This window comes from Corynebacterium sp. Z-1, assembly GCF_031844665.1.
Taxonomy (GTDB): domain Bacteria; phylum Actinomycetota; class Actinomycetes; order Mycobacteriales; family Mycobacteriaceae; genus Corynebacterium; species Corynebacterium sanguinis.
In genome coordinates, this window is the sequence record NZ_CP134621.1 from 1,431,542 (window position 1) to 1,445,360 (window position 13,819).

General features: G+C 61.4%; 9 protein-coding genes. 4 read left to right on the plus strand and 5 right to left on the minus strand.

Features of this window, described 5'->3' with window-relative positions; genetic code table 11:
* Nucleotides 1-45 precede the first annotated feature (45 nt).
* Nucleotides 46-1,008, minus strand: a complete 963-nt coding sequence (locus RIU96_RS07050) for an L-lactate dehydrogenase (RefSeq protein ID WP_311204807.1) — start codon at nucleotides 1,006-1,008, stop codon at nucleotides 46-48.
* 244 nt (nucleotides 1,009-1,252) lie between these two features.
* Here RIU96_RS07050 and RIU96_RS07055 point away from each other — a divergent pair, with 244 nt between their 5' ends.
* Entirely contained in the window at nucleotides 1,253-2,458 is a 1,206-nt protein-coding gene (locus RIU96_RS07055) for a HindVP family restriction endonuclease (protein WP_259807578.1), read from the plus strand.
* A gap of 353 nt (nucleotides 2,459-2,811) precedes the next feature.
* Here the strand turns inward: RIU96_RS07055 and RIU96_RS07060 are convergent, their stop codons facing one another.
* Nucleotides 2,812-3,897: a DNA cytosine methyltransferase gene (locus RIU96_RS07060; protein WP_259916481.1), complete on the minus strand. Its 1,086-nt coding sequence runs from the start codon at nucleotides 3,895-3,897 to the stop codon at nucleotides 2,812-2,814.
* 424 nt (nucleotides 3,898-4,321) lie between these two features.
* Between RIU96_RS07060 and RIU96_RS07065 the strand changes: the two genes are divergently transcribed.
* Nucleotides 4,322-6,454: a DEAD/DEAH box helicase gene (locus tag RIU96_RS07065; RefSeq protein WP_259807589.1), complete on the plus strand. Its 2,133-nt coding sequence runs from the start codon at nucleotides 4,322-4,324 to the stop codon at nucleotides 6,452-6,454.
* A 639-nt stretch (nucleotides 6,455-7,093) separates the two neighbouring features.
* On the opposite strand, the gene RIU96_RS07070 is transcribed toward RIU96_RS07065, so the two are convergent.
* Genes RIU96_RS07070 through putP form a run of 3 tightly spaced genes read right to left on the minus strand, consistent with a single transcriptional unit; the run spans nucleotide 7,094 to nucleotide 9,764 of the window.
* Nucleotides 7,094-7,582 (minus strand): DUF2269 domain-containing protein, encoded by a 489-nt coding sequence (locus tag RIU96_RS07070; RefSeq protein ID WP_136653603.1) that lies wholly within the window; start codon nucleotides 7,580-7,582, stop codon nucleotides 7,094-7,096.
* Between the two features lie 10 nt (nucleotides 7,583-7,592).
* Entirely contained in the window at nucleotides 7,593-8,204 is a 612-nt protein-coding gene (locus RIU96_RS07075; RefSeq protein WP_311204808.1) for a GmrSD restriction endonuclease domain-containing protein, read from the minus strand.
* A 12-nt stretch (nucleotides 8,205-8,216) separates the two neighbouring features.
* Complete coding sequence (putP, locus tag RIU96_RS07080; protein WP_301717489.1) at nucleotides 8,217-9,764, minus strand: sodium/proline symporter PutP; 1,548 nt, start codon at nucleotides 9,762-9,764, stop codon at nucleotides 8,217-8,219.
* 98 nt (nucleotides 9,765-9,862) lie between these two features.
* Here putP and RIU96_RS07085 point away from each other — a divergent pair, with 98 nt between their 5' ends.
* Together RIU96_RS07085 and RIU96_RS07090 are read left to right on the plus strand one after the other, a co-directional pair.
* Entirely contained in the window at nucleotides 9,863-12,988 is a 3,126-nt protein-coding gene (locus RIU96_RS07085) for a DEAD/DEAH box helicase (protein WP_311204809.1), read from the plus strand.
* A 1-nt stretch (nucleotide 12,989) separates the two neighbouring features.
* The gene (locus tag RIU96_RS07090) at nucleotides 12,990-13,811 is read left to right on the plus strand and encodes a hypothetical protein (RefSeq protein WP_311204810.1); all 822 of its coding nucleotides are present in this window, start codon (nucleotides 12,990-12,992) and stop codon (nucleotides 13,809-13,811) included.
* The last annotated feature ends 8 nt before the right edge of the window (nucleotides 13,812-13,819 follow it).

Consider the following 13,819-nt stretch of genomic DNA (forward strand, 5'->3'; position numbering starts at 1 on the left):
CTCCCCGGCAGGGTGCCGGGTTGTCGGGTGTCTACCAAACAGGGGTCAGGTCCATTCCAACACCTTACGCAACGTCGCAGCGGAGGCGTCGAAGCGCTCGAATTCTTCCTCGTTCAGGCGTAGCTCGACAACGTTGCGCACGCCCTGGCGATTGATGATGGTCGGGGTGCCAATGTAGACATCCTCGCGGGCGTACTCGCCCTGCAACAGCGTCGATACGGGCAGGGCCACATCCTCGTTGCGCAGGATCGCCCGGGTAATGCGCGCGAGCGCGGATCCGATGCCGTAGGAAGTGTTGCCCTTAGCGCGGATGATGTCGTAGGCAGCGTCGCGGGTTGCGCGGAACATCTCCTCAATGTCTTCGTGAATGTACGGGTTCTTCTCCGCCTCCTTGTCCACGATGCGCGGGATTTGTACTCCCGCAATGGTTCCGGAGGACAGCACCGGCAACTCGGAATCCCCGTGCTCGCCGATGACGTAGGCGTGCACAGCCGAGGCAGCAATGCCGAAGCGTTTGCCAAGGTTGTGGCGCCAGCGCGCGGTGTCGAGCACCGTGCCGGAGCCGATGACCTGGTTCGACGGAAGCCCCGTCTGTTTCCAGGTGACGTAGGTGAGGATGTCCACCGGGTTCGCGGCCACCAAGTAAATGCCGTTGAAACCGTTGCCCATCACCTGAAGGTTAATGGACTCGAAGATCTGGACATTGCGCGCCACAAGGTCGAGGCGAGTCTCGCCCTCGCGCTGTGCCACACCCGCGCAGTTGACCACGATTGCGGCATCCCGGCAGTCGACATAGGAGCCCACCGTGACTTGGATGTTATGGCCGGAGAAGGGCACGGAGTGGGAGAGATCCTCCACCTGCGCCCACGTCATATCCTCGTTGAGATCGATGATGGCGAGGTGGTCAGTCAGCCCCTGGTTAAGCAGAGCGTAGGCGTAGGCGATGCCGACAGCGCCAGCACCGATGAGGACGATTTTGGTTCCTTGGGTGACGTGGGTCGAAGTCATTGGCGTGGTCTTTCGTACTCGCCGAATAAACAAAATTGTACGTGTATTCAGAGTAGCAGCTCAGAAATCAAAGGGCTCGCAGAAAGAAACAGCATTCGAAGGATGAAGTACCGTTTGATTAGTGAAGTGGCAGAGGGTGGGACAATTGCGGGGGTGAGTAAAACAATCGAGCGCACGGGTCGTAAACGATGAACGACAGTCATATGATTGAGGGATTCAGCTACGACACGAAAGCGGGCACCCAATGTCATTTTTGTTCGGGATGGAGAGATCAAACCACGACTTCACCTCGCCGGAATCCTTAGGAAAGAATATTTTCACAAACGCATTTCCACTAGCGATGGTTCAGTACATGTCGATTGTCGAAGGTATGGATATCCCGGTAATCCGGGCTTCGGCCAGTGTGAATGGCGGTGTCTCTACCGGACATTTCATGACCCCGTGGTCGGAAATAATCGACTGTGATCCGAAAAAAGCGATGTTCAATTTTGAGACAGTCTTCAGCGGATACAATCGCTACACGCACAATGGTGCAAACAAGTCGGACGTGGTGGTTTCGCTAGGTCAGGACCATCGTCGTCCATTTGAAATAAAACTTGTCGTAGTGCCGACTTCCTCGACGGCAAAACGGAACCGTGAGAATCAATCATGTGAGATTGTTACCCGTCCATCGACCGTCGAACAGATTGCATATTCGATAGCCAATTCTTTCGGTGTCGGGCGGAGGCTAGAGATGCTCGACATCATTAATGCCGCCCTCGGTCATCCCCATGACTATGAATGGGGAAATGCAGCGTTCATGTCGCAGAAAGTGGACGAGTTCAAAACTGCCGCCGAAAACCTGGTTCGATTTGGTATTGACGTACAAACCCCTCTGGTGATTACCGCTGTTTGGCGTACGAAGGGGCAGGCACCTGAGTTGGATGACCATGCCTTTGATGCATTTGTCTGGACAGACTTGGCTTTCTTACAGCTTTACATAGACGCTGCAAAACCCGGACGAAATATTGGTTCGGTTTCACGCCCGTCGAGGTCACTAATGTGGTTGGTATCGTGCCTATACGAGTTTGCAGCCCAAGGAACATTTAATTTCTCCCGTACCATTGCGACGATGAGCTTTGGCTTTCAGTCAGACAAGGCTGGGGCTTTCGCGGGGAATGCTCCCTTGAAACACCTCCGTTCAACCGAATTTCTATACCCTAGACTTACCCGGTACTCAGTTGATGGAATCATCTCGACCGATGCACTGGATGAGTTGCTCCCCGAACGTAGATTGGATCAGGCTATTGCGCTGCAGCACGTTATGAGCATTGCGGAGAAGCGCGGATATGAAAAGGCCTTGAAATCCTTCAATCGCGATACTGTTTTGAACCAAAAGGTAGTAGCCGAAGATCAGGGTTCGAAAAAGGTTAACCCCTGGAACCAAATTGAACCCGGTCACCGAGGTTGAAACCCGTTTTCGTTCTTTTCAGCAAACGGTTTGGTAGAGGCCTGAGCCGGATCATGTAGACCAGGTGCCTGGGTTCAACTTAACGGGGTCAGCTCGCTTTTCCTCAAGAAAAACTAGGAAACATTGAGTAGGTATTGAAGTACGAATCTGGGCAGATCTCTGCGGAACTTGAAGAAGGCAAGTGCGCCTTCGGCGCGTTAACGGGAACGCTGCGAGTGGGTTGTAGGAATTTGGTTCATGATTTTATGGGGGAACCATTGACGCTGTACCTCCAACGGTGAGTCTAACTGAAAATCACGGTGTATGTGTTTAGCTGCATTTCTGCTTTCCTTGTGCTCGGAACACGTAGTGGTTCAATTGGCGGCTGACCCAGGTGACGAAAGTGCGCGAGCGATCGATCGGCCGATAAATGCTCCCAACTCTACGGGCACTGCATTACCAATCATTTGCTCGACGGCTGTTCGTGAACCCACCCATTGAAAATTCCGCGGAAATGTCTGGATTAACGAGCGCTCAGCCGTTGACAATGGGCGCGCCGAATGAATTGGTCCTGCATCTCCTGAATGCCCTGGGTATCCGGTGGGTATAGGACGGTTCACCCCTCGAATTGTTGGTGATGGTTCATCCACGGAAAAGACTCCGCGCCGCGCATAACTCCGGGGATGCCGATAGTAGAAGTCAATTTCAAGAGGGGTGCCCAGGGTTTCGGAAAAATACTCCCTAACCGTGGTTTGATGTTCCGATTGATCAAAAATCAATGCATCAAAAATTGTCTCGGTTAGCTTTTCGGAAGGGGTACCTACCGTGATTAAGCGCTTTCTGGTTTGGGGTACGCCAACGCGACTGCTATCGATTACGAGGTAGCGTACAAAGTAGCCAGCTCTCTCAAAAGTTGAGACCGCAGACTTGAAGGCTGCAGCATGTTTCGCCCGCGCGACGTTTTCCATCACGAAAAATGGGGGCATAAAATGAGCAACTATATTCGCATACTTTTCCGTCAAGTCTGCGCGGGCACCCTCTCTACGCTTCCCGGCTGACGAAAAATCCTGGCACGGAGGGCCCCCTATGAGGGCTGGTGTTTGATCGGTCGAAGCGAAGAACTGGCCGAGGGTTTCAATCGTGAGGCTGATATCCGAAAGATCCAACAGGTAAGCTTCGTGCCCCATGTTGGCCTTATATGTATCTACCGCACACGACCAATTGTCAAAACCTGCCAGGATGTCAAATCCGGAACGCTGGAATCCTAATGATAGGCCGCCACAACCTGAAAAGAGGTCGACAACCTGAGGTAAAGCTGGATCGGCAGGTGGTATTCCTTCGAGACGAGTTTCACCCTGGGTGTTGCGGACTCCGTAGAATCTGTATATTTCTTCCTTCGCCCATACATACGAACCACCAATCGTTGCAGTAGGTTCGGGAACTTGGCCGCGCGCTCTCATGGTTTTGACCGTGGCCGGGCGAACGCCTAGGCCCTTAGCGAGTAGGGAAGTGTTGAATAATCCCGTCGCTGGATCCGGGGCAACGGAGGCATCAAATGAGCGCGTGAATGGCATGGACATAAGATAGCATGGGGGTCTCTAAAACGTTAACGATGGCGCCAATTTGGGGCCCCAGTTGGAACCCTGGCGAATCGCGCGCTGCCTTATCATTGGGTGATTTTGCCAACATGGCGATCTTCATTCGGGCATTTAGTAACTTTCCCGGTAATAGGTAACGACCGCTGAGTCTTTCGGATCCATAGGGCGATTCTTGGCGTGAATGGGCAATGTGTTCCACGGTCGGTTATTCGGTAAGATCTGAAAGACTTCATGTCGCCACCGCCGAATAGTAATACCGGCGCGTCTCGCGTAAGGTGGGGCAACAATGAGCACTTCCGAAAACGCTACCGGCAGCGAGTTTGAGCCGGACATGAAACTGTCGGAAAATCAGGACACCCCGCAGGTTGTCGCAGCATCTGAAAATGAGGCTGCAACAGACACCAGGGATGCGGGAGATTCTGAGGACACCGGCGCTTCGGCCGCAGCCGAAGCCACCGTAACTGAGAACGCAGACGCCGCAGAAGCGCCTGCACACGCCACCGAGACCGAGATGGTCTCCGAGCCTGAGGCGGGGGATAAGCCCCAGGCCGACGACACTCCCAAGGCTGATGAGCCTCAATCCGAGGAGCCCGAGAATGGGTTCGAGAAGCTGGATCTGCCCGATTCCGTTATCGCAGCGGTGAAGAAGGTCGGCTACGAGCAGCCGTCTCCGATTCAGGCGCAGACGATTCCGCTTCTCATGCAAGGCCGCGACGTCGTGGGGTTGGCCCAGACCGGAACCGGTAAGACCGCCGCGTTCGCGCTGCCGGTTCTTAGCCAGATCGATCCTTCGCTGCGCCACCCGCAGGCGCTCGTCCTTGCGCCGACGCGCGAGCTTGCCCTGCAGGTCGCCGACTCCTTCCAGTCGTTTGCCGACCACTTGGGCAAGATTCAGGTTCTGCCGATCTACGGTGGCCAGGCCTACGGTATCCAGCTCTCCGGTCTGCGCCGTGGTGCGCAGATCATCGTCGGCACGCCGGGCCGTGTCATTGACCACCTGGAGAAGGGGTCGCTCGACATCTCCAACCTGCGCTTCCTCGTCCTCGATGAGGCCGATGAAATGCTCAACATGGGCTTCCAGGAAGACGTTGAGCGCATCCTGGAGGACACGCCGAACACCAAGCAGGTCGCACTATTCTCCGCGACGATGCCCAATGGCATCCGCAAGATCTCCAAGCAGTACCTCAACGATCCGGCCGAGGTCACGGTGAAGTCCGAGACCCGCACCAACACCAACATCACGCAGCGCTACCTGTTTACTGCGCACCGCAACAAGCTCGACGCGATCACCCGCATCCTCGAGGTCACCGAGTTCGAGGCGATGATCGTGTTCGTGCGCACCAAGCACGAGACCGAGGAACTCGCTGAGAAACTGCGTGCCCGCGGCTTCTCCGCCGCCGCGATTAACGGCGACATTGCGCAGCAGCAGCGTGAGCGCACCGTCGACCAGCTTCGCGACGGCCGCCTCGACATCTTGGTTGCCACCGACGTTGCCGCCCGCGGCCTCGACGTTGAGCGCATCTCCCACGTGTTCAACTACGACATCCCGAACGACACGGAAAGCTACGTGCACCGCATCGGCCGCACCGGCCGCGCGGGCCGCACCGGCGAGGCCATCCTCTTCGTCACCCCCCGCGAGCGCCGTATGCTGCGTTCCATCGAGCGCGTGACCAACGCGACGATCGAGGAGATGGAGCTGCCGACCGTTGACGAAGTCAACGAGAGTCGCAAGTTGAAGTTCATGGACTCCATCACCGAGTCGCTGGAGTCGAAGGACCAGGACGTTTTCAAGGCGATGGTGCGTGAGTACTCCAACACGAACAACATCCCGATGGATGACATCGCGGCGGCACTGGCAGCACAGGCGAATGCCGCGGGCGAGTTCCTGATGAAGGAACCGCCGAAGGACAAGCGCGACCGCCGCGACCGCGACGGCTGGGACCGCGACGATCGACGCGACCGTGATCGCGGCGGGCGCCGGGATCGGTTTGACCGCGGCGATAGGGGTGACCGTGGCGGGCGCGGGCGCCAGAATGACAGTGAGAACTTCGATACGTACAGGTTGGATGTCGGCAAGCGCCAGCACGTTCGCCCGGGTGCCATCGTCGGTGCTCTTGCCAATGAGGGCGGGCTGAACTCGCGCGACTTCGGCCGCATCACCATCGGCGGCGACTTCACGCTGGTGGAGCTGCCGAAGAATCTCGACTCGTCCGTGCTGGATCGCCTGTCGGACACCAGGATTTCCGGCCAGTTAATCAACATCCAGCGCGACAAGGGTGGCGCGGCGCGCAGCTTCGGCGGTGACCGGGGCGGCCGTGGTGGCTTCCGCGGGCGTGGCCGTGATCGTGATCGTGATGATCGCGGTGGGCGCGGCGGCTTCGGTGGCCGTGGCGGTCGCGACCGGGACTGGCGCGACTAGTTCGCTGGCTTCTGACGGCTGAATGGGCACCGACACTACTTCGGTAGTGTCGGTGCTTTTTGTTTGGGGGTGGTGTTTCGCCGGGTCAGATGTCACGGTCAGGCTGGGTGGGGTTGTTGTAAGCTGGGGTTTTGTTCTTTGGCGCCGGTTGACTGTGACATTCCACCGCGTCAGATGTCACGGTGAAGCCGAGTCGGGTTGCGGCGACCTGGGGTTTTGCATGCGGTTGCCGGTTGACCGTGACATTTCACTGGGTCAGATGTCACGGTGAAGCCGTACCGGCCACATCCGACCTGGGCTTTTGCGATGGGTTGCAGCTTGACCGTGACATTCGACCGCGTCAGATGTCACGGTGAAGCCGAGTCGGGCTGCGGCGACCTGGGGTTTTGCACGCTGGTGCCGGTTGACTGTGACATTTCACCGCGTCAGATGTCACGGTGAAGCCGAGTCGGGTTGCGGCGACCTGGGGTTTTGCATGCGGTTGCCGGTTGACCGTGACATTTCACCGGGTCAGATGTCGCGGTGAAGCCGTACCGGCCACATCCGACCTGGGCTTTTGAGGCCCCCAAAAAACCGAACCCCTACAAACACACAAAAAGCGGCAGCCCGACCAACCGGGCTGCCGCTGCGGTGAAACCTTTACGCGAAGATAGTCGACGGGAGGTACATCAGGATCAGGGTGATGATCACCAGCAGGTTGAAGATGCCCGCGCCGGCAGTGGCCTTTGCCTTCGCGCCCTCGAAGTTGGAGGTGTAGTCGCTCTGGTCGGCCTCGGCCGGGTCGAGCGCGTTGAGGGTGCCCATCATCTTGCGCTGCTGCGGGATGACCATGAAGAACAGGATGCCCCAGGCGATCAGCGCGAGGATGATGGCGGTGTGCAGGAAGTAGTTCGTCTTGTAGACATCCCAGCCGAAGATCAGTACCACGGCGCCGAGCAGCGGGACGAGCGCGGAGAGCATGCCGTAGGTGGACGTGAGGCGCTGCAAAACGCTGGCGCGGCCCACTGACTCCTGGGCACCGGAACGGGCTTCCGCAGCTTGGCGGGGGAACATGGAGGCGGCAACCATGACGGGGCCGAGCAGCAGGATTGCGGCGGCTACGTGCAGCAGAACGAAGACAGTATTCATGTGCTCCACCTTACAGGTAGGGTCGGCCAATTAGCCCGGTGAGACCCGCGCATGCGCGCCGCGCCGCGCGCAGGTCCGGGTGGGGCATCGCTAGCGAGTACTCCCGGGCGACGGCGACGAGCCGGCGGGCGTAGACACAGCGGGAACGGATGGCGGGTGGCAGCCATTCGCTGGGGAGCTGGTCGGACTTGGACCGGTTCGCCTCGGCGGATGTGACCACGAGGTTTCGCGGATCGTTGGCAAAGGCGATGCGCGTGGGGCCGGGCCAGGCGTGTGCGCCGGCGTCCCACGCCGCGGCGAGGGGGTAGAGATGGTCAATCTCGACATCAGCGGGTTCCAAGGGGGCGCCCGTGTAGGGGTCCGTGATGGGGCTGGAGACCCACTGGCTATGCGGGGAGTCGCACGAGACGGCGCCGAACGCCTCGGCCATCAGGGTGTCACGGGTGTCGCATCCGTCGGCGACGGGGGCCCAGCCGGGGCCGAAGGCGTCTCGCTCATAGCCCAGCACCGTGGTGCGCTGGGCGGGGGAGGTGTTGGTGGGGGCGTCGATAAGCGAGCGCGGGGTGGGGAACGGAATGACGGCGAGGGTGAGGGCGATGAGGGCAGCGAGGTAGTAGCGCACACCCTCTTAGACTTAGGCGCCGGCGCCGCGGTTCCGCTCGAGGGCTTGGTCGAAGCTGGCCTCCGGGTTGCGCATCGCGTAGTCATTGACCCGCATCGCCGTATCAAACTCCTCGGCCACGCCGGGCCGGGTACGGGTGGTGGCGGACACGGCGACCATCACCGCGGTGGCGAGGACGACTCCGGGCACGATCTCGTAAATCTCGGTGATGGGCGAGTCGACGGAACCCCACATGAACACCGTGACCGCCCCGGTGATCATGCCGGCAATCGCGCCCTGGGAGGTCAGGCCTTTCCAGTACAGCGAGGCGATGACGACGGGGCCGAACGCGGCGCCGAAACCTGCCCACGCGAACCCGACAAGGCCGAGGATGGTGTCCGAGGGGTTGGCGGCCAGGGCAATGGCGACGAGCGCGATGAGCACGACCATGGCGCGCGAGAGCAGGAGCAGACGCTCGCCGGCCAGCTGACGTTTGCCAAGCACGCGGTAGAGGTCCTCGATCAGCGCCGAAGAGGTGATCAGAAGTTGCGAGGACATCGTCGACATGATCGCGGCGAGCACGGCGGTGAGGACGATGCCGGCCACCAAGGGATGGAACAGGACGCGGGTCATGTCGAGGAAGATGGTCTCTCCGTTGGGGTCGGTGACCTGCGCGCCTGTCTGTGTGAAGAAGACAGTGGCGACGAGCGCGGTGAAGATCGCGCCGATGTAGCACAACGTGACCCACAAGGTGCCGGTGCGGCGAGCCGAGGCCGCCTCAGCCGGGGAGCGCAGTGCCATGAATCGGGTGATGATGTGCGGCTGGCCCATGTAACCGAGCCCCCACGCGAGATTGCTGATGATCGTCACCGCAGACACGCCGGCAAACAGGTTGAAGTAGGTGGGATTCGCCTCCGGGAATGGCCCGTAGGGGTTCGCAGCGGCAAAGGAGAAGATCTCGCTGGGGGTATCCAGGGCAAACAGGGCGATGATCGGCACGGTGAGTAGGGCGAGGAACATCAGCATGCCCTGCACCACGTCCGTGTAGGAAACGGCCAAGAAACCGCCGATGAAGGTGTAGATGACGGTCACGGCACCGATGATGAGCATTCCCGTGAGGTATTCGCCGCCGAACGTCGACTCGAAGTATTTGCCACCGGCGACCATGCCGGAAGAGACGTAGAAGGTGAAGAAGAAGATGATGATGATTGCGGCCGTGATGCGCAGCACGCGCGAGGAATCTCGGGTGCGGTTTTCGAAGAAGCTCGGCAGAGTGATCGAGTTTCCCGCGACCTCTGAGTATGAGCGCAGGCGGGGTGCGACCCACTTCCAGTTTGCCCAGGTGCCGATCAGCAGGCCGATGACGATCCACAGCTCACTGAAGCCCGCGACGAACAGCGCGCCGGGCAGGCCCATCAGCAGCCACCCCGACATGTCGGATGCCCCGGCCGAGATCGCGGCGACGAAGGGTGGCAAACCGCGTCCGCCAAGGACGTAGTCGTCATACTTCTTTGTCCTGCGCCACGAGTAGTAGCCGATGGCCAGCATCGCGGCGAAGTACAGCACGATGGCAAGAATCATCCACGCGTTGTCCACGTTGTCCTGCTCCTTGGTTTTTTCAACGGGTCGAAAGTTTCACACAGCGTATCGTGTCCCGCACGCGTGGTATAAGGGAGGTTATGCCTGAATTCCTCCTCCACGGACTCTGGTTGCCCGAGTCCGGTCTCAACCTGTGGGTTGAGCAGGTGGAGGGACACCGGATTGTGCTTCCGTCCCAGGTTCCTGTGGGCACGTTCCCGCCCGTTGTTGAAAAGCTTGTCGACGACTCCAGGTTCCGTCACCGACGCCGCGTGCGCCTGCAAACCCCGCGCGGAAAGCACGTGGAGCTTCGCGTGCCGACGGCCGCGTTCGCCCCGGCTGAGACTGTCTCTTTCCTCGCGACGCTGATGTTCGTGGACTCTGATTCCCCCGCGGCGACGGCGTCCCAGCGCGCTGCGATCGCCCCGGATCTTCAGTGGTTGATCCGCATGTATGTCGGTCTGCACCGGTTCGTGCGCGCCGGGCGGGTGAGCATCCACGTGCCGTATCGCGACGGGCAGTGGTACGCCGAGTGGCAGCTGGGCACGGGGGTGGAAGAGCGTGGCTGGCTCGCCGAGATGGTCGCCGCGGCCCCCGGGGTGCTGGCGGTGAACAACCCGAGCTTGGACGAGGACCTCGCCCACACGCTCGTGCACTGGATCGCTACCGCACAGCTCGAGGGCTTGAACGAGAACACCCGGCCCTACCCGTGGCACGATTTCGTGCACTCGCTGCTCACCGCGTCCCCGTTGCGCCGCGGCGGGGCGGAGCTGACACGCAAGCTCAGCGATTGGAATGGTTCGATCACCGCAGTCAACCTGCAGCTGGTGTTCATCGTGGGGCAGCCCGCCGACGCCGACGAGGCCGCCGACACCAACGATGGCAGTGAGGCCGCGCAGTGGCCCGTGCGGGTGCAGGTCCGCTCCGGCACCGATTCGCCGCGGCCAGTGCGCCTGCACGACTACGACGCCGCCACCGCCCAGACCCTGCGCCAGGCTCTGAACCGGGCGGTGGAGGTCAGCGACTTGGTCGATCCTGTTCAACACCCGCGCCGCGCCGGGTCCGCGTTAGCCTCGCCCGAGATGGAGGGGGATTGGGATGCGTACCTGACCACCGATGAGATTGTGCGTTTCGTGCGGTTGGACGCGGTGAAGCTGCGCATGAGCGGATTTGCGGTGATGCTGCCTCGCGCGTGGTCGACAGCGGAAACCACCGCCAAGCTCAACGTCGCCGCTGAAGCCAACCCGCATGACTCATCCACGGTCACCCACTTGGGCTTTGACACTCTCGTTTCTTACGACTGGAAAATCTCCGTCGGGGACATCGAGCTTGACGATGCTGAAATGGCGCAGTTGATCAACTCCAAATCCGGGCTGGTCAAGCTGCGCGGGCAGTGGGTGCTTGCCGACGGCAACGCTCTGGCCCGCACGCAGCGCTACATGGAAAAGCTCGCCGAAAGCTCGCTGACACGCGCCGAGCGCGAGGCTGAGGCCGCACGGACCCGGGCAGCGCTGGCCGAGGCCAATGGTGCCGGCGATGCCGCCGAGCTGGCGGCAGAGGCAGAGCGCTTGCGCGAGCGCTACGAGCAGATCAAGGCCTCCGACAACACTGAGGGTGCGGTCACCGCCGCTGAGCTGCGCGACCTTGCCCTGGAATCCGCCGCGGCCGACGATGAGGCGCCGGTGGAGTTTTCCGGCTCGCCGTGGTTTACCTCGCTGGTGGCGGGCACGCAGCGGCCCGCCCCGGAGCGCGTGGACATCCCCGGGTGGGTCAACGCTGAGCTGCGGGAGTACCAGCGCCGCGGGGTTGACTGGCTGTACTTCATGTCGCGCTCCAACTTGGGCGCCGTGCTGGCCGATGACATGGGGCTGGGGAAAACACTGCAGCTGCTGACCCTGATCGCCGTGGAACGCGAGCGGGGCGAGCGCACCGGCCCGACACTCGTGGTCGCACCGACCTCCGTGGTGGGAAACTGGGCGCGCGAAGCCAAACGCTTCGTTCCCAAATTGAAGGTCGTTGTGCACCATGGCACGCAGCGCCTCAGCGGAGATGAGCTGTTCGGAGAGATCGATGCCGCGGACGTGGTGATTACCTCCTACGGGGTGGCCGGGCGCGATATGAAGGACCTCTCGCGTATTGAGTTCGACCACGTTGTGTTGGATGAGGCCCAGGCGATCAAGAACGCGGGCACGAGGGCGTCGAGAAGCGTGCGCGCGATCCCGGCGAGGCACCGCATCGCGCTGACGGGCACGCCGATCGAGAACAAGCTCTCTGAGCTGCGCAGCCTGCTCGACTTTGTCAACCCCGGCATGTTGGGCAGCCAGACCTTTTTCCGCAACCACTTTGCCAAGGTCATCGAGTCGCGCCGCGACGTCGAGCTCGCCGAGGAGATGAGCGAGCGCCTGCGGCGGCTGACCACCCCGTTCATCCTCCGCCGGCTCAAGACCGACCCCGCGATTATCGACGACCTGCCGGAGAAAAACGAGCACATTGTCACCGTGGACATGACGCCCGAGCAGGCGGCGCTCTACACCGCGCTGGTGCGCGATGCCCAGGCCGAGCTCGAAGAGCGCGAGGGCATGGCGCGCAAGGGCATGGTGCTGGCCACCATCACCCGCATCAAGCAGATCTGCAACCACCCCGCGCACTTCCTCGGTGACGGCTCTGCGGTCACGCTGAAGGGAAAGCACCGCTCCGGCAAGGTGGCCATGCTTATGGAGCTGCTCGGCGAGGCGATCAACTCCGAGCAGCGCGTGCTCATCTTCACCCAGTACAAGGCATTCGGCGCGCTGCTGCAGCCGTACCTGGCGGAGCGTCTCGGCGAGCCGGTGCCGTTCTTGCACGGCGGGGTGAGCAAGGACGCGCGCGACGCGATGGTGGACAGCTTCCAATCCGTGGGCGGACCGCGCGCGATGCTGCTTTCCCTGAAGGCCGGAGGTACCGGGCTCAACCTCACCGCAGCCTCGGTGGTCATCCACCTCGACAGGTGGTGGAACCCGGCCGTGGAGAACCAGGCGACCGACCGCGCGTACCGCATCGGCCAGGACAAAAACGTCACCGTGTACAAGATGATCACCCGCGGCACGCTGGAGGAATCCATCCAGGATGTGCTCGACGGCAAGATGCACCTGGCGGGTACCGTCGTGGGCGAGGGAGAGGGCTGGATCACCGAGCTCGACACCGAGGACCTAGCGCGGCTGATGAGCTACCGAGCGGAGGAGGGCTGACATGGCGCAGCACAACAGGCCGAGAGAAGACAACGTCATCTACGCCAACTTCGGGGCGCGCCGGCGGGTGACTAGCCCGGAGGAGGCGGGTGCCGTGCAGCCTCCGCTGCAGCGCGCCCCGTCGTTCTCGCCCGCGGCGATGCGCGTGTTCAACGCCGCGGTGCGCCAAACCGATCCGGCGCGCACCAAGCGCGGCCAGCAGTATGCCGCTGGCGAGCACGTGCTCGACGTCACCGTGCGCTCCGGGGGCTTTGACGGGGTTGTCGCGGGGAGCCAGAACGACCCGTTTAGCGTCAGCATCCAGCTGCCGCGCCGTGCCCCGACCGACGTCCAGGACGCACTGGACATCATGGCGCGGCGTGCCAACTCGGTGACCAGGGCACGAGCGGGAGAGTTCGACGACGACGTGCTCGACATCTTGCTCGCCCCCGACCCCGCCAGCGTCCGCTTCTTCTGCACCTGCCCGGACCCCGCGGCGGTGTGCAAGCACGCCGTGGCCGTCGCGCAGAAAGCCGCCGAGCTTATCGACGCCTCCCCCGAGGTCATCTTCTCGCTGCGCAACTTGAACCTGGCCACCTTCGAGCAGGGGGTGCGCAACCGCGCCGTTTCGGTAGCGAAGGAGAACTCGGAGGAAGGCTCGGAGTACTTCTGGGACGGCCGCGAGATGCCGAGGCTGCCGGAGCCGAAGCTCGCGCCGATGATCGAGGACTCCGACATCGATATGCTGCACCGCGCGATGCAGTCGGTGTCCTTTACCAACATCGATCAGCTGCGCGCTGTGGCCGACATCGAAGACCTGTACGAGGAGTTGACCAGGCAGTGAAGCCGTGA

Bases quoted from the DNA above. Each gene is read 5' to 3' on its own strand.
- RIU96_RS07050 (WP_311204807.1), bottom strand. From the start codon at position 1,008: ATGACTTCGACCCACGTCACCCAAGGAACCAAAATCGTCCTCATCGGT.
- RIU96_RS07055 (WP_259807578.1), top strand. From the start codon at position 1,253: ATGTCATTTTTGTTCGGGATGGAGAGATCAAACCACGACTTCACCTCG.
- RIU96_RS07060 (WP_259916481.1), bottom strand. From the start codon at position 3,897: ATGAGAGCGCGCGGCCAAGTTCCCGAACCTACTGCAACGATTGGTGGT.
- RIU96_RS07065 (WP_259807589.1), top strand. From the start codon at position 4,322: ATGAGCACTTCCGAAAACGCTACCGGCAGCGAGTTTGAGCCGGACATG.
- RIU96_RS07070 (WP_136653603.1), bottom strand. From the start codon at position 7,582: ATGAATACTGTCTTCGTTCTGCTGCACGTAGCCGCCGCAATCCTGCTG.
- putP (WP_301717489.1), bottom strand. From the start codon at position 9,764: ATGATTCTTGCCATCGTGCTGTACTTCGCCGCGATGCTGGCCATCGGC.
- RIU96_RS07085 (WP_311204809.1), top strand. From the start codon at position 9,863: ATGCCTGAATTCCTCCTCCACGGACTCTGGTTGCCCGAGTCCGGTCTC.
- RIU96_RS07090 (WP_311204810.1), top strand. From the start codon at position 12,990: ATGGCGCAGCACAACAGGCCGAGAGAAGACAACGTCATCTACGCCAAC.